The 21,052-nt window shown below is 72.6% G+C and carries 19 protein-coding genes and 1 pseudogene; 11 read left to right on the forward strand and 9 right to left on the reverse strand.

All coding sequences use genetic code 11. The features are described 5' to 3' along the window. Nucleotides 1-49: 49 nt before the first annotated feature. Both LNK82_RS48460 and LNK82_RS36905 read right to left on the reverse strand, forming a co-directional pair. A pseudogene (locus tag LNK82_RS48460) lies at nt 50-487 on the reverse strand (carbamoyltransferase N-terminal domain-containing protein); the annotation flags it as partial. A gap of 88 nt (nt 488-575) precedes the next feature. Then, nucleotides 576-1,457, reverse strand: coding sequence for a glycosyltransferase family 2 protein (locus tag LNK82_RS36905; RefSeq protein ID WP_504947827.1), 882 nt, complete (start codon nt 1,455-1,457; stop codon nt 576-578). Between the two features lie 324 nt (nt 1,458-1,781). Between LNK82_RS36905 and LNK82_RS36910 the strand changes: the two genes are divergently transcribed. The 7 genes from LNK82_RS36910 (at nt 1,782) to LNK82_RS36940 (ending at nt 11,711) form a co-directional block, all read left to right on the forward strand. Further along, entirely contained in the window at nt 1,782-2,888 is a 1,107-nt protein-coding gene (locus tag LNK82_RS36910) for an S-adenosylmethionine:tRNA ribosyltransferase-isomerase (protein WP_230569070.1), read from the forward strand. Nucleotides 2,889-2,910: 22 nt separating this feature from the next. Further along, complete coding sequence (locus LNK82_RS36915; RefSeq protein ID WP_230569069.1) at nt 2,911-4,011, forward strand: hypothetical protein; 1,101 nt, start codon at nt 2,911-2,913, stop codon at nt 4,009-4,011. Beyond that, nucleotides 4,008-5,057 (forward strand): polysaccharide pyruvyl transferase family protein, encoded by a 1,050-nt coding sequence (locus LNK82_RS36920; protein WP_230569068.1) that lies wholly within the window; start codon nt 4,008-4,010, stop codon nt 5,055-5,057. The genes LNK82_RS36915 and LNK82_RS36920 overlap by 4 nt, the downstream gene beginning before the upstream one ends. Nucleotides 5,058-5,234: 177 nt before the next feature. Continuing rightward, complete coding sequence (locus LNK82_RS36925) at nt 5,235-6,005, forward strand: ABC transporter ATP-binding protein (RefSeq protein WP_230569067.1); 771 nt, start codon at nt 5,235-5,237, stop codon at nt 6,003-6,005. A 10-nt stretch (nt 6,006-6,015) separates the two neighbouring features. Then, nucleotides 6,016-6,777 (forward strand): ABC transporter permease, encoded by a 762-nt coding sequence (locus LNK82_RS36930; RefSeq protein ID WP_230569066.1) that lies wholly within the window; start codon nt 6,016-6,018, stop codon nt 6,775-6,777. Between the two features lie 123 nt (nt 6,778-6,900). Further along, nucleotides 6,901-7,212: a trypco2 family protein gene (locus LNK82_RS36935; RefSeq protein WP_230569065.1), complete on the forward strand. Its 312-nt coding sequence runs from the start codon at nt 6,901-6,903 to the stop codon at nt 7,210-7,212. After that, the gene (locus tag LNK82_RS36940; RefSeq protein WP_230569064.1) at nt 7,212-11,711 is read left to right on the forward strand and encodes an AAA family ATPase; all 4,500 of its coding nucleotides are present in this window, start codon (nt 7,212-7,214) and stop codon (nt 11,709-11,711) included. Before LNK82_RS36935 ends, LNK82_RS36940 begins: the two co-directional genes overlap by 1 nt. Nucleotides 11,712-11,768: 57 nt before the next feature. Here LNK82_RS36940 and LNK82_RS36945 read toward each other — a convergent pair whose 3' ends face one another. Next, a complete protein-coding gene (locus tag LNK82_RS36945) occupies nt 11,769-12,524 on the reverse strand; it encodes a class I SAM-dependent methyltransferase (protein ID WP_230569063.1) in 756 nt (251 codons plus the stop codon). Between the two features lie 386 nt (nt 12,525-12,910). On the opposite strand from LNK82_RS36945, the gene LNK82_RS47225 reads away from it, so the two are divergent. Then, nucleotides 12,911-13,042: a hypothetical protein gene (locus LNK82_RS47225; protein ID WP_268996868.1), complete on the forward strand. Its 132-nt coding sequence runs from the start codon at nt 12,911-12,913 to the stop codon at nt 13,040-13,042. A 111-nt stretch (nt 13,043-13,153) separates the two neighbouring features. Here LNK82_RS47225 and LNK82_RS47985 read toward each other — a convergent pair whose 3' ends face one another. Then, nucleotides 13,154-13,594: a DUF6326 family protein gene (locus tag LNK82_RS47985; RefSeq protein WP_230569062.1), complete on the reverse strand. Its 441-nt coding sequence runs from the start codon at nt 13,592-13,594 to the stop codon at nt 13,154-13,156. A 216-nt stretch (nt 13,595-13,810) separates the two neighbouring features. On the opposite strand from LNK82_RS47985, the gene LNK82_RS47990 reads away from it, so the two are divergent. After that, on the forward strand, nt 13,811-14,128 hold the full coding sequence (locus LNK82_RS47990; protein ID WP_230569061.1) for a hypothetical protein: 318 nt from the start codon (nt 13,811-13,813) through the stop codon (nt 14,126-14,128). Nucleotides 14,129-14,135: 7 nt separating this feature from the next. Here LNK82_RS47990 and LNK82_RS36960 read toward each other — a convergent pair whose 3' ends face one another. Further along, the gene (locus tag LNK82_RS36960) at nt 14,136-15,122 is read right to left on the reverse strand and encodes a hypothetical protein (RefSeq protein WP_230569060.1); all 987 of its coding nucleotides are present in this window, start codon (nt 15,120-15,122) and stop codon (nt 14,136-14,138) included. A gap of 70 nt (nt 15,123-15,192) precedes the next feature. Here LNK82_RS36960 and LNK82_RS36965 point away from each other — a divergent pair, with 70 nt between their 5' ends. Next, a complete protein-coding gene (locus tag LNK82_RS36965; protein ID WP_230569059.1) occupies nt 15,193-15,663 on the forward strand; it encodes a MarR family winged helix-turn-helix transcriptional regulator in 471 nt (156 codons plus the stop codon). 12 nt (nt 15,664-15,675) lie between these two features. On the opposite strand, the gene LNK82_RS36970 is transcribed toward LNK82_RS36965, so the two are convergent. The 3 genes from LNK82_RS36970 to LNK82_RS36980 are packed head-to-tail and all read right to left on the reverse strand — an operon-like array spanning nt 15,676 to nt 18,972. Beyond that, a complete protein-coding gene (locus LNK82_RS36970) occupies nt 15,676-16,173 on the reverse strand; it encodes an NUDIX hydrolase (RefSeq protein ID WP_230569058.1) in 498 nt (165 codons plus the stop codon). After that, nucleotides 16,170-16,670: a hypothetical protein gene (locus LNK82_RS36975; protein WP_230569057.1), complete on the reverse strand. Its 501-nt coding sequence runs from the start codon at nt 16,668-16,670 to the stop codon at nt 16,170-16,172. Before LNK82_RS36975 ends, LNK82_RS36970 begins: the two co-directional genes overlap by 4 nt. Nucleotides 16,671-16,677: 7 nt before the next feature. Beyond that, entirely contained in the window at nt 16,678-18,972 is a 2,295-nt protein-coding gene (locus LNK82_RS36980) for an NACHT domain-containing protein (protein ID WP_230569056.1), read from the reverse strand. A 587-nt stretch (nt 18,973-19,559) separates the two neighbouring features. Between LNK82_RS36980 and LNK82_RS36985 the strand changes: the two genes are divergently transcribed. Continuing rightward, nucleotides 19,560-19,778 (forward strand): hypothetical protein, encoded by a 219-nt coding sequence (locus LNK82_RS36985; protein WP_230569055.1) that lies wholly within the window; start codon nt 19,560-19,562, stop codon nt 19,776-19,778. Here the strand turns inward: LNK82_RS36985 and LNK82_RS36990 are convergent. Continuing rightward, nucleotides 19,775-21,028: a lysyl oxidase family protein gene (locus LNK82_RS36990; protein WP_230569054.1), complete on the reverse strand. Its 1,254-nt coding sequence runs from the start codon at nt 21,026-21,028 to the stop codon at nt 19,775-19,777. The genes LNK82_RS36985 and LNK82_RS36990 overlap by 4 nt on opposite strands. Nucleotides 21,029-21,052 lie beyond the last annotated feature (24 nt).

The following is a 21,052-nucleotide window of genomic DNA, read 5'->3' on the forward strand; positions in this document are numbered from 1 at the left end:
CGGACCACGTCACCGGTTCCCGCGTGGTGGCCGCGACGGCGCCCAGGCTCGACCCGGCGTCACCGGGGTTGGGGAAGATCCACACGTGGTCGAAGTCGCCGGTCGCGCAGATCCTGGAGTTGGCGACGCAGTTCAGCGCCACGCCGCCCATCAGCACCAGGTTGCGGCTGCCGGTCTCGCGGCGCGCCCACCGCGCCGCGCCCGGCAGCACCTCCTCCGTGACGGCCTGGACGCCGGCCGCGAGGTCCTCGGGCAGCGCCTCGGGCATCCAGTCGCCGATGCCTCGGTGCACGTTGGCGCGCAACCGGAAACCCGGTTCGTCGATCGCGATCCACTCGGCCCGGAGGTGGTCGGTGTACCGGGGCTCGCCGAAGGCGGCCATCCCCATGGTGGTGTACTCGTCCTCGTTCGGGCGCAGGCCGCAGCGCCGGGTGAAGGCGCTGTACAGCAGCCCGAGGCTGTGCGGGTAGCGACGGCGGAACAGCACGTCCAGCCCGTCGCGCGCGGTGCACTTCGAGATGGTGAACGTCGGTCACCGGTTCCCTCCTCCGTCGAGACGACCACCTCCCGGACGGCTATGGGCACCACACCCGCTGCTCCGCGCTGCCGAGCAGCCTGCCGAGCCGCCACGCGAACCGGCACACCCAGGGTCCGCGATCCGATGAGGCGAGGACCGGGGCGCGCCGGACGAGCTTGAGCCAGTCCGCCAGTGCGCTGCTCGTCCCGCTCGCGCGCATCCCGTGCTCGCGGAAGTCCTTGAGCAGCTTCGCGTCGCCCCGCCCGTAGCCCACCTGCTGCCTGGCGAGCGACCACATCCGGTCCCGCAATCGGTAGCGCATCACCGCGTCCGGCGCGAAGGCCACGGAGCACCCCATCAGCTGGGCTCGGACGCTGAACTCGACGTCGTCCCCGCCGCCGGCGGTGTAGCTCTCGTCGAACCCGCCCAACGCCCGGAACACCTCGGTCCGCACGCCCATGTTCGCGCCCACCGCGTAGGGCAGGAAGCTCATGACGACCGGTAGCCGGTCCGCGGGGTGGGGCGACCTGGACGTGCGGACGCGTTCGCTGTTCAGCGCGGTGCTGTCGAGGTACCCGCCGACCACGTCGGCCCGCGACGCGGCCCGCGCCATGGCGGCAAGCCAGCCGGTGGTCGCCGCGTCGTCCGCGTCGCAGTACAGCAGCAGCTCGCCGTTCGCGGCCCGGGCGCCCGCGTTGCGCGCGCCGTTGACCCCGGGCGGCTCGTGGCGCACCACCCGCAGGTCGGGCAGCCGGTGCGCCCACCGGGCGACGACGTCGGCGGTCCCGTCCGTGGACCCGTTGTCCACGACCACCACCTCCCACGGCCCCTCGTGGTCCTGTTCGGACAGGGCGGCCAGCTGGCTTTCCACGACGGCCGCCGCGTTGCGCACGGGCACGATCACGCTGACGGACGGTGTGGAAGCGGAACCCGACGCCACGGAGCACCACCGCTTTCCCAGAGTGGGTGGACCGGAATTGCCGACGGCACCCGAAAAGTACTGCCGCGCCGGTCGACGCGGCAAGGCGATGTCCTGGGAATGACCGGAAGTGCCCTCCAACGGGCCCGATGGTCGCGACCGTGGGTAATCACGCGTGATCGGTGCACAGCACGACAATCCACGGACGACACGATGGTGGCCCTTTCTTACCTCCTGTCGGGGAATTGAGCGGCGCGGACGGCGGAACGCATACTGTCATGGCCCGGAAAAGGGTCGCCCATTTCATTTCGGCACGACCGCGGGACTCAGCTGGAGGACGAGACGATGACCGAGGTCGTGGAGCGGACGGCGGACTACGAGTTCGAACTGCCGCAGGAACTGATCGCGCAGGAACCACCCGAGGCGCGAGGCGGCGAGCGCACCGACGCCCGCCTGGCCGTGCTGCACCGCGGCAGCGGACAGGTGGACCACCGCCACTTCTCGAACCTGGGCGAGTACCTGCGCGCCGGGGACGTCCTGGTGCTCAACAACGCGCGGGTGGTCCCGTCGCTGCTCGAAGGTGTCGACGCCGGCGGTGAGCCGGTGGCGGTGAGCCTGCACTCCCCCGTCGAGGACGGCACGTGGCACTGCCTGGTCGCGCCCACGGCGGCTTGCGCGCCGGGAGCGGAGTTCCGCCTGGGCGGGGACGGCGACATCACGGTGCGCCTCCTGCACGAGGCCGACGCCGGCGTGTGGCGGGCGGCGGTCGACCCGCCCGACGCCGAGTCGTTGCAGCGGGCGGCGGAGATGATCTGCCCCGGCTACCTCGACCGCGCGCCGCTGGACCCGGAGCAGTACCAGACCGTCTACGCCTCCCGGCCCGGCGCCGTGCTGCTCCCCTCGGCGGGCCGGCACTTCACGCCGGAGATGCTCGACGGGCTGCGCGCCGCCGGGGTGGCCGTGGCGGAGGTGACCCTCTACCTGGCCGCCCGGAGCCGGTACTTCGTGCGGATGATGGTGCGCCGCAAGGCGGTGCGCGAAGGCCTGCCGGTGCGCGAGGACCTCGACGACCCGTCCACCGGGTTCGACCTGCCCCGGGCGGAACGCTACGAGGTGTCGTCGGACACCGCCGACCTGATCAACCGGTGTCGACGCGACGGTGGCCGGGTGGTGGTCTGCGGCACGTCGGCGATGCGCACCCTGGAGACGGTCGCCGACAGCCGGGGACGGCTGTGGCCCCAGACCGGTTTCACCCAGCTCACGATCATGCCGGGGCACGTGTTCCGGGCCTGTGACGCGTTCATGACCAACCTGCACCGGCCGAAGAGCTCGGAGCTGCTGCTGACCGCCGCGTTCGCCGGGCGGGAGGCCCTGCTGAAGGCCTACCGGGACGACCTCATCGCCAACGGCTACCTGTTCCACGAGTTCGGCGACTCCATGCTGATCGTCTGATGGTCCGAGGGGAGGCGCGACCGTGATCATCGATGACGTCGTCCGCGATCGGACGCCGGACGGCTGGCGGTTGTCGGCGGCGGTGGACTCGGCCCTCACGCCGGGCGGCCAACGCCTGCACTTCACCGTGCACGGCGGCGAACCGGAGTGGATGCCGCCGGTGGGGGACGCCTTCCTCGCCGCGCTGATGATGCCCGCGATGGCGCTGAAGGAGGACGTGCACGTCCACGCACCCGTCTCACGCCGCCTGTTCCGTTCGGCGTCCACCATCACCGACCTCTACACCGCCTGGTGGCCGCACCTGCACCCGGTCGACCTGCGCGCCCCCGTCGCCACCCGTGGGGGCGGCGACGCGGTCGGGCTGTTCTTCACCGCCGGGGTGGACTCGTTCTACAGCCTCCTCAAGGACATCGGCAGGTCCGCGGCTCCGGACTGGGAACCTGTGACCCACCTGCTGTTCGCCAACTTCGAGCGGAAGGCGGGCAGCCGTTACGAGCACCTGCTGGAGAGGTTGCGGCACGTGGCGGCGCGCACGGGCAAGCAACTGCTCGTGATCGACACCAACGTCCGGTCGACGTGCGAGCCCACCGCCTTCTGGCCGGAGTACCACGGTGCGGCGCTGGCCTCGGTCGCGTTGAGCCTGCAGGGCTTGCTGGGACGCTGTCTGATCGCCTCCAGCGACCAGTACCGGTACCTGCCACCCCTGGGCTCGCACCCCCTGCTGGACCACCTGTTCTCCACCGAGGGCTTGGAGATCGTCCACGACGGCGCCGAGGCGACCCGCGCCGAGAAGGTCATCCGGATGGCGGGCGACGGCGATCCGGCCCTGGACGACCTCTGCGTCTGCTGGAAGAGCGAACCCGGCCACAACTGCGGGCAGTGCCAGAAGTGCCTGGGCACCATGGTCGCGCTCGAGCTCGCGGGCGCGTCGGGACGGTGCCCGACCCTGCCGGCGGCGCTGGACCTGGAGCTGGTCCGCGCGGTGCCGATGCCCGACGAGCCCGGCCGGGACACGATGCGCTCGCTGGCGCAGGACGCCGAGAACCGGGGACGGCAGGACATCGCCGACGCCCTGCGGGAAGGGCTGCGTCGCGCGGGCGATCACCGGCAGGTGGCCGGGTGACCGCGGAGGTCGTCCGGGAAGTCCCCGCACGGCGTCGAGCGCGGCTGCGGAGCGAGATCACCCGAGTCCTCTCGGCGCTGCTCGCACCCGGCACGCCGTGCGCGCTGGTGGACTTCCCCCTCTACGCCAACGTCGGCGACAGCGCCATCTGGTCGGGGGAACGCGCGGTGCTGCGCGAACTGGGCGTGCCGGTGGCCTACACCTGCGACGAGCGATCGTTCCGGCGGGAGGACCTGCTCACCGTCGTGCCCGAGGGCGTGATCCTGCTGCAGGGCGGCGGCAACCTCGGCGACCTGTGGCCCGAGCGCCAGCGCTTCCGGGAACACGTCATCCGGTCCTTCCCCCGGCACCGGATCGTGCAACTGCCCCAGTCGATCTGCTTCCGGGACGAGGAGAACCTCCGCCGGGCGCGGGACGTCTTCGACGCCCACCCCGACCTCACCCTCCTGGTGCGCGACCGGCACAGCCTCCAACTGGCCCGAACCCACTTCGCCGCGACGAGCCTGCTGTGCCCCGACATGGTCTTCACGCTGCCCACGCCCGCCACGACGGGCCACCGGGCGCACGACGTGGTGTGGCTGGCCCGGTCCGATCACGAGGCCACCGGTCTCCCCCGGCCCGCGCCACGCGGCAGGACGCTGCACACCGACTGGGCGGACGAACTCGGTGCGGCCCCGGCCTGGCGGCTGCGGCGGGAAGCCGCCGGACGGCGACTGCGAGCCGCGGTGCACGCGGTGCACGCGCGTCCCGGCCCGGAGTCGGCGTCCGCCGTCGCCGCCGCCCACGACGAGCTCGCGGCGCTCCAGCTCACCCGGGGGATCGACCTGCTGGCCGGCGACGTCGTCGTCACCGACCGCCTGCACGGGCACCTGCTGTGCCTGCTGCTCGACCGGCCCCACGTGCTGCTGGCCGATCGCTACGACAAGATCGAGAACACTTGGCGCACGTGGACCAGCGGCTGGCCGGGGGTGCGCTGGGCGGGCAGCCCGGACGAAGCCGTCGAGCAGGCACGTGCCCTCGCCACGACCGCCGGCGCGCGCAAGTAGATCCCTGGTCGCCTCGTCACCGGCAACCGCGAGGACGGCCCCGCTGTGCCTGCGCGAGCCGTGCGACTTGCACCCGGCACCACTACTCGGCTTTACTAGGTACCGGTAGTCAGCACCACCGAGTAGCGGTCGGGCTTCCCCCGAGCGCGCCGAAGCCGAGCCCCGGGAGACCTGCCCATGACGACCCGCCCCACCGTCGAACCCGCCATCCGAGTGCGAGGCCTCGAGAAGTCGTACAAGTCGCTGCACGTGTTGCGCGGCGTGGACTTCGACGTGGCGCGAGGCAGCATCTTCGCCCTGCTCGGCTCGAACGGAGCGGGCAAGACCACCGCCGTGAAGATCCTGTCCACGTTGCTCAAGGCCGACGCGGGCACGGCGAGCGTGCACGGCTTCGACGTCGCCACCCGGGCCGCCGACGTCCGGGAGTCGATCAGCCTCACCGGGCAGTTCGCCGCCGTCGACGAGATCCTCAGCGGCCGGGAGAACCTCGTCCTGATCGCCCGGCTGCGTCACCTCGAGGACCCGGGCAGGATCGCGGACGACCTGTTGAGGCGCTTCTCCCTGACCGACGCCGCCGCGCGGAAGGTGTCGACGTACTCCGGTGGCATGCGCCGCCGGCTCGACATCGCGATGAGCCTCGTCGGGAACCCGCCGGTCATCTTCCTCGACGAACCGACCACCGGTCTCGACCCGCAGGGCCGCATCGAGGTGTGGCAGGCCGTGAAGGACCTCGCCGACCGGGGCACGACGGTGTTGCTCACCACGCAGTACCTGGACGAAGCCGAACACCTCGCCGACCGGATCGCGATCCTCCACGAAGGACGGATCATCGTGGACGGCACGCTCGCCGAGCTCAAGCAACTGCTCCCGCCCGCCAAGGTCGAGTACGTCGAGAAGCAGCCGACACTGGAGGACGTCTTCCTCTCGCTCGTCGGCACGAACGAGTGAGGACCGGGCAATGACCAAGAACTTCTTCGGTGACACCACCGTCCTGCTCGGACGGTCCCTGCGCCACATCGCCCGCAGCCCCGACACGATCATCACCACCGCGATCATGCCGATCGCCATGATGTTGATGTTCGTCTACGTGTTCGGCGGCGCGATCGACACCGGCTCCGACTCCTACGTGCAGTACCTGCTGCCCGGCATCCTGCTCATCACCGTCGCCTCGGGCATCTCCTACACCGCGTTCCGGCTCTTCCTGGACATGAAGGGCGGCATCTTCGAACGATTCCAGTCCATGCCGATCGCACGCTCGTCCGTGCTGTGGGCGCACGTGCTGACCTCGTTGGTCGCCAACCTGATCTCACTCGTGGTCGTCGTGCTCGTCGCCCTGCTCATGGGTTTCCGCACGGGAGCCGGGCTCACGGCGTGGCTCACCGTCGCGGGCATCCTGGTCCTGTTCACCCTGGCGCTGACCTGGCTCGCCGTCATCCCCGGCCTCACCGCCAAGTCCGTCGACGGCGCGAGCGCGTTCTCCTACCCGCTCATCTTCCTGCCCTTCCTCAGCTCCGCCTTCGTGCCGACCGACACCATGCCCGGCCCGGTGCGCGCCTTCGCCGAGCACCAGCCGGTCACCTCGCTCGTCAACACCATCCGCGACCTGTTCACCCAGCAGCCGATCGGCACGGACATCTGGCTCGCCCTCGGCTGGTGCGTCGGCATCCTCGTCGTCGCCTACGCCTTCGCCACGGCCACCTACCGCCGCAAGATCTCCTAGGCCGTCCCCGACAGGAGCCCGTTCGGCAACCGACGGCGTGAGCGGATGTTCCCCAGCCGGGGCGAAGTGGTGATCGTGTCACAATCGGCCTGATTCTCGGCGCAGTGAACAGGGGGTTGGGACGTGACGAACCGGGTGGGCATCGCGGAGGCCATCGACGGGCTGCGGGAGGAGTTGGGCCTGGCCCAGGACGCCGGGGCCGACCACCAGTTCCGCTTCGAGGTGACCGAGGTCGAGGTCGAGCTCCTCGTCGAGGTGCGCAAGGAGGCCAAGGCCGGCGCGAAGGTGCAGTTCGGCGTGGTCTCGGTGAACTCGGACGGCAAAGCGGCCAGCGCCCGCACGCACCGGATCAAGCTCCGGCTCAGCGCCACCGACGCCGCCACCGGCCGCAACCTCGAGGTCTCCCGGGATGTCGAGCGTCCGTGGACTAGCTGATGGACCAGCGCAGGCTCGCCGACGTCCGCGCGGGCACGGAGGCGGTGGCGCGCAGCACCGGCTCGGGTTACCTGATCGGCAGGCGGCTGGTGCTGACCGCCAGGCACGTCGTCAGCGCGGGTGACGGCGCCTGGCCACGCGTCGTGGTCCGGCTCGGTCACCCGAACCGGGAACGACGACCGCGCGACGCCCGGCTGGTGTGGAGCCATCCCGAGTTGGACGTGGCGCTGCTGGAGCTGGAGCCGCCCGAGGACGGGGACATCGGCGACGCCGTGCGGTGGGGCGTCGCCGACGGCATCGAGCAGGTTCGCTACTCGGGTATCGGGTTCCCGGGGTTCGCCGACTACGGCGAGGCGGGCGCCGGTGTCGAGCAGCTGGCCGGCGTGCTCAACCCCCTGTCGACGGGGCCGCACGGCAGCAACGTCCTCGACCAGGACGCGGCGCCGCAGCCGGGGCGGCGGGCCTGGGCCGGTGTGTCCGGCGCCGCCGTCTTCTGCGCCGGTCTGCTGGTGGGCGTGGTCGTGCTGGACGACGTCGACTTTGGCAACCGGCGGCTGCACGCGGCACGCCTGGACGCTGTGGTGCGCGATCCCGGGTTCCGCCGCCTCGTCGAAGCGCACGGCGGATCGAGCCCCGTCGCCGAGTCGGTCACGGCGCCGCCACCGCCCTCCGGTGGACGCCGGGGCGCACGGGCGGCGTTCCGGTACGAGCTGAGCGCGGCGATCGTCGAGCACACGTCCACGGTCGTGGGGCGGGAGAGCCAGGTACGTCGGCTGATGGCGTTCAGCGGGGCGCGGGAAGGCGGTTACGCCCTCGTCGAAGCGCCGGCCGGTTTCGGCAAGACGACGCTGGTCGCGGATCTGTGGCGGCGGCACGCCACCGACGCGTGGGACGGTCCCGCGCCCGACCTCGTCGGGTTCTCGCTGCGCCGCGACCTCGGTGACCACACGCCGGCCGCGTTCGTCGCCGGGCTCACCGGTCAGCTGGCGGCGCTGCTGGACCGGTCGGACGACGGCGCCCGCCGGCTCGACGAGCTGTGGCAGGAGGCCGCGGCGAACGCGGGGCCGGACCGGCCGCTGCTGCTCGTCGTCGACGGCCTGGACGAAGCCTCGCCGGACCGCCCGGGTGTCGCGGAGCTCCTGCCCGCGCACGTGCCCGACTTCACGCACGTGGTCGTGACCTCCCGGCCGAGTCCGCGGGCCCGGTCGCTGGTGCCGCCGCACCACCCGCTGCACCGCGCGCCCCTCGTGGCGCTGCCGCCGCTGTCCGTGGCCGAGGTCGTCGAACTGCTCCACGTCTTCGGTTCCGCCGAGCCCGCGTCGTTCGGGGCGGCCGTGCACGAGGTGACCCGGGGCGAACCGCTGCTCGCCCGGTTCACCGCCCAGGACGTGGCGGGGCGCGGCGAGGCGGCCCTCGCCGCCTACCGACGGGAACGGCCCTCGGACGTGGCCGGGTACTTCCGCTGGCAGCTCGACCTGCTGGAGGTCGACGCCGAGGACGACACGACCTGGGACGCGCTCGCCCTGCTGCTCGCGGCGGCCCGCGGCCTGACCGAGGTCGAGATCGCCGAGGCCCTCGGCGCGCCGGCCCACCGGATCCGGCGGGCGCTCGCGCCGGTGCGCCGGTTCCTGATCGGGTCGCCGCGGCACGAGCTGATGCACGAGGAGTTCGCCGTGGTGCTGGCCACCCGGTTGACGGCGGCGCAGCGGCGCGCGGCCGACCGGCGCCTGCTCGACTGGTGCCGGGGTTACGCCGAGGCCGGGTGGCCCGACGACACGCCCGACTACGCGCTGACCACCGTGATCGCCCACGTCGACCGGGCGAACGACTTCGAGCTGGCCGCGCGGCTGGTCGGCAGGCGGCGGCTGGAGCTGATGGTGGCCAGGACGCTGTCGCCGCGGGGCGTGCGGGCGGACGTCAGCGCCGTCCTCGACATCCTGGTGCGGAGGTCGCCGCCGGACGTCGTGGCCGAGATCCGCACGGCCCTGGCCGCCGTGAACGTCAAGGGCATGGCCGACGACGTCCCCGGATCACTGCTGGCGGCCCTCGTCGCCGCGGGTGAGACGGCGCGGGCCGAGGCACATGCCGCGTTGGCCGAACGGCCGATCGACCGGTGCCGGGCGTTCCAGTCGATCGCGGTCGCGCTGTGGCGGGCGGGCGAGCCCGAGCGGTGCCGCCAAGCGGTCGGCGCCGCGGTCGGCGCGGCGCGCGCGGCGGGCGACCGGCACCAGTCGTCGTGCCTGGAGGAGTTGGCGCTGGAGCTGTTCTCGGCGGGCGCGGTGGCGGATGGGTGCGAGGTGATCAGGATCTGGGCGCGAGGGCGGCCGGTCGCCCTGGCGTTCAAGCGGATCGCGCCCGCCCTCGTGCGCAACGGCGCCGCGCAGTTGGGCCTCACGATCGCGCGGGGCTTCACCGACCGCGCGGACGTCGCGATCGCCCACGCGCTGCTGGCCCTCGCGCTGGCCGAGGCCGGGCAGGTCGACCGAGCGTTGGCGGTCGCCGACGGGATCGACGACCGGATCACCGGTTGGCACCCTGACAACCTGCCGCTCACCGTGGCGAAGCTGGCCATCGCCGTCGCCGACCGGGGTCGGACCGATGCCGCGCGCGGGCTCGTCGACAAGGCGAGCCTCCTGCTGGCCGGACGTGAGCACCCGTGGGACGAGGACCGGGTCGGCGTCGCGGCGGCACGGGTCAGGATGGGCGAGCCGGAGCACGGCCCGCGCGTCCTCGCCGGGCTCAGCCGCATGACCGAGAGCCGCCGGCACCGCGAGTGGCCGGAGATCGCTTGGTGGTTCGACATCGACTGGGACGAGTTCTCCGGGTGGGCCGTCGCGACGCCGCGACGCGATGCCGCCGTCGTCCTCGCCCACCAGGCGGTCCTCGCCGGGGTCGACGGTGAGCTGCTCGACCTGTGCGCGGACGGCGAGTCGGCCGAGGTGGTCCGGGCCGCGATCGCGATCTCGCACGTGCACGCGGGCGCGGTCGAACGGGCGCGGGACCTGCTCAGCGGACTCACCTCCGACCAGGGGAAGGTCCAGGTGCTGCTGACGATCGCGAGCGCGCTGGCCGTGCGGTCCCCCGTGGACGCCAGGGAGGCCGCGCTGGGTGCGCTCGGCCACTTGGAGGCCGCGCGCGGGGACGTCGCGGTCATCCTGGCCAGGGCCGGCTTCGGGGCGGAGGCGATCGAGGTCGCCGAGGCGATACCGGAGCGCTCGATCACGCGCGGGTCGACGTTCGCCCGGCTCGCGGACGTCCTCGGGCTGGTCGACGGCCCGCCGACCGCCGAGATGGCCGCAGACCTGCTCGACCGGCCGACGTTCGACTCGGACCTGGCCCTCGCGTCCACCGCCGACGAGGTGGTGGAGGTGCTGCGCCGGCGCGTGGAGTCGTCGCCGTACCCGCTCGTCCGGCGTGCGATCGTCGCCCGCGACGATCACGAGCTGCGCCGGGTCCTGCCGGAGTTCGACAAGCTGCTGCGGGTGCGCGCCACCGCGCTGGCCTACGTGGTGCGGGGCCAGCTGGCCGAAGGGCGCCCGGAGCTCGCGCGAGCGGTCGCGCTGCACTCGCTGTCCGTCCTGCCGGCGCAGGGCGTGGAACGCGATCGCCGCGTCTTCTTCGACGCCGTTGTGCGCGCCCTGGCCGGGTCCGGGCGAGTCGACGCCGCGCTGGCCGTCGCCGACCGGCTCGCCTACCGGGACGGCCGTGCCCCGGCCGTCGTCGGGTTGCTCGAAGGCGGCGACGTGGGCGCCGCGCTCAACCTGCTCGGCGAAGGTGCGGAGACCCTGGGCGAGCGGGTGGCCGACCTGCTCGCCCACGGCGGGTTGACCGAACTGGCCGTGAACCTGCCGACCGCGCTGCGCCGCCGCGCGGAGCGGAACGACCACAGGTTCTCAGCGGCTCTCGAAGCGCTCGTCGACGCCCCGGACGGCACGGACCCCCATGCGATCGCGGGGTACGAAGACCTTCGCCGGGGTGCGGTCCTCGACGCGGTCGTCACGCGGCTGGCGCGCGCGGGCCGCTTCGAGACCGCCCTGGCCGTCATCCGCGATCCGCAGCCGTACCGGGTGGAGTACTGGGACGAGGGTGACGGCCTGCCGAGCGACGAGACGCTGGCGGTCGTGCTGACGACACTGGCCACTCACGCACACGGCGTGCCGGCGAGGAGGCAGTGGGCCCGGGAACTCGCGGAGACGGCGCACCGCACGGCGTCGGCGATCGGCACGCCGTCCGGCACAGGCCGGCGCCTGACCTCGATCGGCCAGTCGAACGCGGACAAGGCCAGGGCTCTCGCCGCCGTCACCGGCTATCCGGGTTGGGCGGACGACGCGGCGCTCGCCGTGCTGCGCGACGCGCTGCGCCTGTCCCTCGACTGGAACAGGTACGTGTTCTTCTCGGTGCTGACGGCGGCGATCCCGTTCCTCGGCCGGCTCCGCGACGGGGTGCTCGAACGGACCGCGCACAGCGTGCTGGACGTGGACTCGTGGTGGACGGCCTGAGCGGGTGTTCCGGTGCGACTCCGGCCGGAGCGCGGCGGCTCCGGCCGGAGTGTCCACTCAGGACGATCGGCGCGCGACGAGCAGGAGCCGCCCGCTGCCGATCCCGTAGGGTTCGCCGCCCGGGCCGCCGAACAGCTCGACGTCGGTGAACCCGTGGCCGGACAGCAGGTCGACGATCTGCGCCACCGTGTACACGTGGTGGATCGCGGTCACGTCGAGCTGCTCCTCGCCGCGGGTGAACCGGTAGCGGCTGAACACCCGGCTCCCGGCGACGTCGTACTCGCTGGTCGCGAGGACGGTGATGTCGCCGGTCCGCATGGTCCGCGGCTCGGCCCGGTAGCCGGGCAGGACCGACTCGGCGGCCGAGCCGAAGTCGACGACCAGGCCGCCGCCGGGCCGGACGGCGCCGCCCAGCGCGGCGGCGAACTCCCGCAGGCCGTCGAGCTCGAGGTAGCCGAAGCTGTTGCCGAGGCAGAGCACGGCGTCGAACCCGTTGTCCCGCGGGATCTCCCGCATGTCGGCGCGGACGAATTCGACGTCGAGGCCGTCGGCGGCGCGCCGGGCGTGCCCGATCGCTTCGGCGGACAGGTCGACACCGGTCACGCGGTGCCCGCGCCGGGCGAGCTCCACGCTGTGCCGCCCGCTGCCGCACGGCACGTCCAGGATCAGCGAGCGGGGCGCGAGACCGAGGCGTTGCTCGACGAAGTCGATCTCTTCGACGGTGACCTCCGGCGGCACGGCGCGCCGCCAGAACTCGTTGGGCAATTCGGTGAAGAAGTCCACGTACCAGGTGGACGAAGGTGTTTCGGACATGGAGGAACTCCTCGCGGTGCATCGGCGTTCACAGGCGATGTCACCGGGCGACCCGGGCCGTCAACCGGCCTCGGTGCGGTGGCCCGGCGTGAGGCTCCGGGCAGCCATGGCTTCCTCCACGGTCAGCGATTCCCCCCGACGCTACCAGCCGTCCGACCGGACCGTGAACGCATTTTCCGACCGCCGTCACCCCCGCCGGACAGCCCGGAACAGCATGCCCGCCGTGGTCCGCACCACTGCGCCGCGCCCGGTCGACGTCGCGGCACACCTGCCCCGCCTGGCGCCGCCGGCGCGCACCGCCGTGCGGCTGCACCCCCGGCCCGGCGAACCGACCTCGCGGACAGCTCGATCGGCGGCCCACTGCTGTGGCGGATCCTGGCGCGGGCGTGGCCCAGCCGTACGCGCGGGACGTCCCCGGTCTCCCCCGCCCGGACTGCGCCGACCTGCTGCAGGTGCTCTGGTGCCCGCTCGACCACGAGGACGACGGCTACCTGCCGACGAACCGACGATGCTGGTGATCGGTCGCGGCTCCAGCTTGCAGTTCTACTCGTGCGTGGCATTCCCGGCGCACCAACACGTCACGAACGTGCGGTAGCCGCTCTGCGGCAGGAGGGTGCGGCCTCGGTTGGTCATGACAGCGAGGGTGCGACCGTCGGCGACGGCCACCTCCAGGCGGTGCGGGCGATGACGACGAGGAGCACCACCTCGACGAGGCTGCCGAGGAGGTAGTAGACCCACGTCTCGCCGATGCACGACACGACGATGGTGATCAGGTAGAGGAAGCTGACGACGATGTTGACGATCCGGTCGACCCGGGGTGCGAGGAGGAGGGTCAGGACCACCATCAGGATCGACGGCAGGATGTAGATCAGGGTGGTGGTCAGGAACACCTGGTCGACCGCGAACGCCGTGTTCGCGATCTTGCCGTCGAGCGCGGCGTCGAGGACATCGGCGCGGAAGAGCCCGAAGATGTCGACGTAGGCGAACACGAAGAGCATCGTGACCCACAGGGCGCAGAGCACGAGCTTCACGTCGACGGGCGTGTCCCGGTACTGCCTTGGCGTCGTCACGGATCCGCTCCTTGATTGGCGAGGAGGTCCAGTGTCATCGCGGCGGGGACGTGGCGCACCGGGATCTCGGCCAGTGTCGCCCTGACCGATCGGCCAGGCCCGGACCTGCCCTTTCGGTCGATCCGCCGTCTCGTCCGCGGCCCTACTCCGTGGCCGGTGAGGAGAACGCCCGGTTGGCCGCGGACGGAGCCTGACGGCCGGGGTCCGCCGGTTCTCGTGCGCGACTGGTTGCTCGTCGCGGGGGTGGCGGGAACGGCACCGGCGGAGGTCGTCGTTCGCGCCGACGTGGTGTGGCGTCCCGTCGGCGTCGTGGCCGGTGTGGCGTTGGCGCTCGCGATGCTGTGGCGGCGGGTTCGCCCGCTCGCCGCGGTGGGGCTCGGGTTCGGCGGGTTGATGGTGGTCGACCTCGCGTCGGTCCTCGGCGGCAAGCCCTTTTCCCCCTACGCCGGGGGTTCGTCGTCGTTCTCGTGTACTCGCTGTCCCGGTGTCCAGATCGCCATCCGGGCGTACGAGACCAAGCGGGTGCGGCCCTGAGCCCGGGTCACCGGCGGGTCGCCCGGACCAGCCGCAGCGGCGCCCAGATCATCAGCGCGAGCACGGCCACCAGCAGGTATTCGATGGCCGGGATGCGCACGACCTCGTCGATCCGGTCGTACCCGCGCCACGCGTAGACGCCGAGGGCCGCCACGCCGATCGCACCGGCCACCCACCACCGCGACGTCCGGCTCAGCCCGACGCCGTGCAGCTGGGTGATCACGAAGACGCCGACGAACCCGAACAGGAACATGGGCCAGATCCCGTTCGGGCCCGAGTTCATCACCGCGACCAGCGTGCCGTGCAGCGCCACCATCAGCTCCAGCCCGAGCGTCCACCACCGGTTCGTGTGCGCGGTGGTGAACATCAGGCTGCTCTGGAACAGGAGGAGGAACATGTAGAAGAACCCGATGAGGTGACCGCTGGTGGACTCCATGGGGTGGTACCAGAACGTGTAGATCGCGGCCCAGCTGAAGAGGTAGCCGTGGTACCGCCGCACGAACGCCACCACGTCGGCCGCGATCGGCGCCTGCCTGCCGAAGAACAGGCCGCGTCGCTTGTTCTCCATCAGCAGCACGGCCACGAGCAGCAGCACGACCGAGCCCTGCGAGCTGAAGATCGACACGTCCTGGGCGATGCCGTCGTAGAACACCCGGGTCTGCACGGCGTGCAGCGCGATGAAGCCGCCGTTGGCCGCGAGCGCGAGGACGTTCACCCGGTGCAAGCCCGTGGTGTAGCGGCGGACCCGCGTCTGCGCGTAGTAGATGAGGCCCCAGGACACCAGCTGGTGCGCCGCGTACCCGGCCCACGCCGACGCGCGCGTCCAGAAGGTCGGCTCGGGCAGTTTCCAGTAGTACCAAGAGGCACCCCGGTCGGGCAGCAGGACCGTGCCGTGCAGGCCCTGGCCGACCAGCCACACCAGGCCGGTGAGCACGAAGCTCCCCGCCACGCCCCAGAGCAGCAGCCGGCTGTGACCCCGCAAAACGTTCAGCATGCTGAGCATTATGGCAAAACACTCAGCAGGCTGAACGATCGTGCCCCGGTTGCTCTGCGAAGATGGTCCGATGGGCCGAGGAGACGAGCGGGAGGTGTCGCGGCGACCGGATCAGGTGCGCGCCGACGTCGACTCCTGGCCGACCGGGCGGCTGCTGTCGGTGGCCGCGCGGGTCGTGGAGAGCCGCTTCGACGAGGTGCTCGACGGGCTGGGCCTGACCCACGCGGGCCTGATCGCGCTGCACCACCTCGCCGACGGGCCCCTCGCCCAGCGCGAGCTGGCGACGCTGTGCCGGGTGACCGACCAGACGATGAGCCGCACCATCGAGCGGCTGAACCGCTCCGGCCACGTGACCCGCGGCGCCGACACCCGCGACCGTCGCCGCACCCTGGTCGAGATCACCCCGACCGGCCGCGACGTCCTGGCCACGGCCCGCCGCAAGGAGCAGGAGTCCGAGTCGCTGCTGGGCGCGGTGGACGACTACGACCACTTCCGCCGTCAGCTGATCACCCTGATCACCGCCGCCACCCGACCGCGCTGACGGGCGGCCGGCTCACGCGGTCGAGGGCCGTGCGACACGTCGGGCGATCTCGGCGTCGAGCGGGCTCATGCCGTCGACGACCGGGTCGGCGGGCGGCCACCACAGGAAGTCGAGCGCTTCGTCGTTGACCAGCAGCCGGGGCGCGGCCCGCAGCCGCACCCGGTAGATGGCGAGGAGTTCATGGCGGTCCGGTGCGACGAGGTCGAACTCGGCCACCGCGACACCGTCCAGCGCCACCTCGCCGATGCCGGTCTCCTCGCGCAGTTCCCGGACCGCGGTCTGGCGCGTCGTCTCCCCCGGCTCGCGCCCGCCACCCGGGAGCTCCCACTCCCGGCGCCAAGCGTCGAACACCATGAGCACGGCGCCCGCGTACTCGACCACCACCAGGGCAGCCGGGACGACGTCCCGATCACCCAGGGACTCCAACTCCCCGTCGACGACGGTGCGGAACCCCACCAACGCGTTGCCCGCGCGGTCGCGGATCGGGAGCGGTCGCGGGGAAGGGTTCACCGCGATTCCCGCTCGCCGCCCATGGCGATGGTGCGCCGCCCGCCCGGCGACCCGTAGAACCACCGCGTCCCGGTAGGTGGTGGTGGGAGCGTGCCGCGGATCAACTGCGCCAACGCGTGCCCCAACTCCGCCGCGGGCGCCGTCGGCTGCGGTTCCCGGCCCCGGAACGTGACCGGCGTGTCGTCGAGGATCGGCCACGCAGCCGCCTCGTCGGCGGTGAACACCCCACGCTCCCGCACCAGTCCGGCCGCCTCGTCGAACAACCGCGCCAGTTCCTCCCGCTGTCCGGCGCTCAGCCCGAGGTCGAGGTCGAGGTGGAACTCGGTGATCACCGCGTGCACGCGCAACTTCCGCACGACACCCGACCACCACGCCGGCCGCCGGTCGGGCGAGGACTCCTCGACGAGGCGCACCGCCTGGGCGAGCACCAGCGACAAGCTCGCGTCGTACGCCCACAGGTCGACGCCGTGCAGCCCCACTGCCTTGGTCGCGGTCACCGCACGATCATCGCAGGGACTTCCGGGCGAGGTGGTCCTGCAGCCGCGCGTGCCGGAACTGGTACACCGGACCGGTCCGGCGGACGATGCCCAGCCGGTGGGCGTCGTCCAGGAAACCCAGGAGCCGTCGGGGGACTTGCCGGCGGGCACGCAGCGCGAGCACCGCCACCAGGTACCGCCCGCTGGGCTGGTGAGCCCCGACCCCGAGTGCGATCGCGAGGGTGACGAGGACCCCGACCACAAGCCCGGTCGGCGATCCCCAGGTCCCGCCGATCACGTCCTGGACCCAGAACGCGAGGCCGATCACGAATCCGCCCACGACCGCCTTGAGGCACACCAGCCGCACGTCGCGGCGGAACGCGGTGACCGGAGTCCGCGGCCGGTCGTCGGCCTGCGGGGTCTCGGCCCAGTCGACCAGCCCGACCGCGAGCCAGGTGGCGCCTCCGAACACCAGGGCGAACACCAGTCCGGACCACAGCCCGTCGGAGGTCTCGCCCGCCGCGCCGAGCACGCCGCCGAACACGAGCCCGGCCGAGAACCCGGGCACGAACCGGAGCACCAGGCCACCACCGGCCCACCTCGTGAGCTCGCGCACGAGCGACCGGGTTCGACCGCGCAGCCGCAGATCCGCGTACGCCGGCGTCTCCCGCGGGGTGAACCCGACGGCCCGCGCCGCCAGCACGCCGACGATCACCACCGGGATGCCGCCCGCGACCAGGAACACCAGTCCCACCACGGGTTCACCGGCGACGAGTCCCGCGCCGACGGCGGCGCCCAGCAGGCTGAACCCGAACGCGAGACCGGCCACGTGCCCGATCGTGAGCCCGCGGGCGAACCCGACGACCAAGCCGAACACGAGCCCGACCAAGGGGCCGAGGAGAGCGCCGTTGACGGGCCCGACGAGGAGCCCTTCGCCCACCGCCACCGCGAGCCCCAGCACGACTCCGGCGATGAGCCCCGACGCGACCGCGACGCGGTGTCGCGCCGCGCGGTGCAGCCGCCACCAGGCGAAGTCCCGGCTGCCGATCGTGGTCAGGTGGTGGGCGAGGAACGTCAGCCACCTCGTCGCGTCGGTCGGCTCCCAGGCCCGCCGGGGCCGGAACACGTGCTCACCGTCGCGGGGCGGGTTGACGGTGACGAGCGCGGCCACCAGGTGGTCGAGCAGGTGCTCGACCACCGCGTCCGCACTCGGGAACCGGCCGCGGTCGCACAGCTCGGCCGGGTGCGTGCCGGTGTCGACGTAGACCTTGCGGAGCAACCACAGCGCCAGCGGGGTGGACAACGCCTCGGTGACCGGGCCGCGCCGATCGCCGGTGAGGGTCGTCAGCAGACCGCGCCAGTCGGCCGCGGCGCCCGGCGGGAGGCACCCGGCGAGGTAGTCGGCGGCGTCGGCGGGGGTGAGCGGGTCCGGCTCGATGACCGCGCCGCCGGTGAGCACGTCCCCGCCCGGCGCGGTGACGGCCGCCTGGTACTCCGCGGTGCGGCAGGTGAGCACGAGCGGATCCGCGGCGACCTCGTTCAGGCGCAGCAGCACCGCTGGGCGGACGCGCTCGGGCAGCTCGTCCAGACCGTCCAGGATCGGCAGGACCCGCCGCCCGGTCACCAGGGAGCGGGCGGCGTCCGGACCGAACGCGGTCGCGCGCAACGCCGGGTAGTCCTCGGCCAGCCGGTGGGTCAGCCACTCGTGGAGCGTCTCGGCGCCGGGATCCCAATCGGACAGGGAGAGGAGCACGGGCACGGGTTCACCGGGCTCCGCGTGGTCGAGCAGTTCGCGGAGCAGCAACAAGGCCAGCGTGGTCTTGCCCGTGCCCGGCTCGCCCAGGATCACGAGCCGCCGGCGCTTCAGGTCCCGGAACCGCGCGGCGATGTCGCCGATGCGGTCGGTCCGCCCCGTGAACCGGTGGCGCCCACGACCGAGCAGGACGCGCAACCGGCTCTCGTGCGCGACGTGCTCGACGTGATCCGCGACGTCCAGCTCGGTGAACCGCCAGCGCACCGCGAGCGGGCCCGGGTCGTCCAGCTGACGGACGTCGATCTCGTCGCGCCACTGACCGAGCACCTGGCCCGCCAGCTGGCGCTGGGCGGCGTCGGCCTGCTCCGCGGTCGAGGTCGTGAGCGTCACGAGCGGTGGCCGGCGCGCCCAGAGGACGAGCCCGAGCAGGAGCGGCGTCAGCGCCGCCACGAGGCTGCCGACACTGGCCGCCGACTGCAGCCCGTTCGGGGAGCCGAGGGCACGGACGAGCACGGTCACCACGGCCACCAGCGCGACCGCCACGACCGCCCACCGCCGCCAACCCGTCACATCACCTATCTCGCCGCCGGGCGATCGGCGTTAGCCCTTCCGCACCCGCTGCACCCGATCGGGTCTCCGCCTCCCGCCAAGTCGACCGAGCCCACGGAACACACGCGCCGTTCCGCCGCACGCCGCCCGTCTATCCGCTCATCGGTACGTGCGTTCGTTCGCCGACGCCCGATCAGCGGCATGTTCGCAGGCACCGCTGTTGCCCGTGGTCACTCCCGTTGCCGGGTTGCGAGGTCGATGGCGCGCTGCATCGCGATGCCGAGGGGTCGACCGGTGCGCAGGGCTGTTTGTCCGGCCGCGAGGACGGCCCCGGCGCCGGCGCCGACGATCGCGGCGGCGTCGATGTCGTCGAGTTCGTCGGTGCAGGTCTGCCGGAGTGCGGCGGGACGCGTTCCTCGAGCCGCTGCCGTTGCGGGAGGGTGCGCACCGGCAGGGGAAGCTGACCTACCGGATGGAGCGCCTCGACACCGGGACGTGGCGGATGCACCAAGTGCTCGTGGCTCAACACCACCGCGACGACCACGAGCTGGCCCCTCCGCGCGCGCACGATCACCCGCGCCGGGCCGCACGGCGCCGATCGACGCACGTTGTCCACTCCGGACGAGTTCGCCGAGGCGCTGACCGAGTTCCGGATACCGCTGGACGACATCCAGCCCGAACAGCTGACCGCGCTCTGGGAGAAGACCGCCCGCCAGCACGAGGCCTGGCCGGCCATCCAAGCACGGGCAGTGCGGACCCGAGCACGAGGAGCCACTCCGGCGGGGCAGTGGCACCGGACGTGCCACTCGACTGCTCGCGATCACTAGCAGGGCACGGCCGAGGCGCCCAGTGCCGCCACCGGCGTGTCGCCGGCGAGGTTGCCGAGCGTGACCGGTACGCGCACGCAGTTGTCGTTCTCGTCGAGCTCGCGCAGCTTGTTCACGGGGTCGACGCGGGTGACGAGCGCGTACGTGCCATCCGCCAGACCGCTGACCTCGATCATCTGGTCCGGGAGCGCCCACCAGTACTCGTCCGCCCAGCCCCGGGCGATGCCGTTCCTGAACGCGTCGACGCCGGGCGGCGAGTCGGGTTCGGGGGCGAAGCAGCGGGGCGCCGGGTAGCTCTGGGGCGCGCTGCCCTTCCGGTCCCACCACGCCAGTTCGGTGTCGGCCATGCAGAAGCCGTTCTTCTTCCCCACGGCCGCGGGCGCGGTCCCGGTCGGCTGCCCGTCGGCGTCCACCGCCCACAGCTCGGAGACGGAGAAGTCCTCGAAGTGGTAGTGGGAGTGGATCGGGTGGTAGCGCATCGCGCCCACGGACGCGAGCTCGGTGAACGTCCCGTCGGAACGGTGGACGCGCTGGACGCCGGGCACCTCGTCGGGCCGCTGCCCGGCGGGCGTGCGGTAGCGGACGTCCACCGGCCCCTCGCCGGTGTTGGCCATGGCCTGGCCGAACCGCAGGCACAACCGCGCGTGCTGCTCCTCGACCTCGCTGCCGAAGCACGACGAGCCCGGTTCGGCCGCGTCCCCGAAGATCGGCGGCGGCGTGTCGAAGGTCGCGAACCGCTGCGGCAGCGCCTCCAGGTTGGGCAGGAGGTCGCGCGGCGCGGGTTCGACGGGGGAATCCTCGTTCTCCACCAACCCCTCGTACCGCACGGTGGGTGACGCCAACTCGGGCACGAACGGGTTCTGGAAGACGTAGACGGTGTAGCGGGCGGTGGCCTTGGGCAGCCAGACCGAGCGGGACGTGCCGATCTGCGCCTCGGTGAGCGCGATCCGGCGACCGCGCTCGTAGACCGCGAAACCCAGGCTGTCGTCAACCGTGGCACCGACCGTGCGGATCGCCACCTCGACCCCACCGGGCCGGTCCCGCAACCGCGCGGGCAGCCGCACCACCACCTCGACCCGGTCACACCCCACCCGGCATTCGGGCACGTCCCGGGCCCGCCGGTCGTCCCGTCCGACCGAGCCGTGCCAGGCCACCGACCGGTCCGAGTCGACCACCACACCCGTACCGGCGGGAAGCGGGACGGTCAGGAGCGACACCAACGCCGACATGACCGCGAACACCCCTGTCATACGGGTCAGCCTCCCGCAACCGCG

The organism is Saccharothrix luteola (genome assembly GCF_020859565.1).
GTDB lineage: Bacteria > Actinomycetota > Actinomycetes > Mycobacteriales > Pseudonocardiaceae > Actinosynnema > Actinosynnema luteola.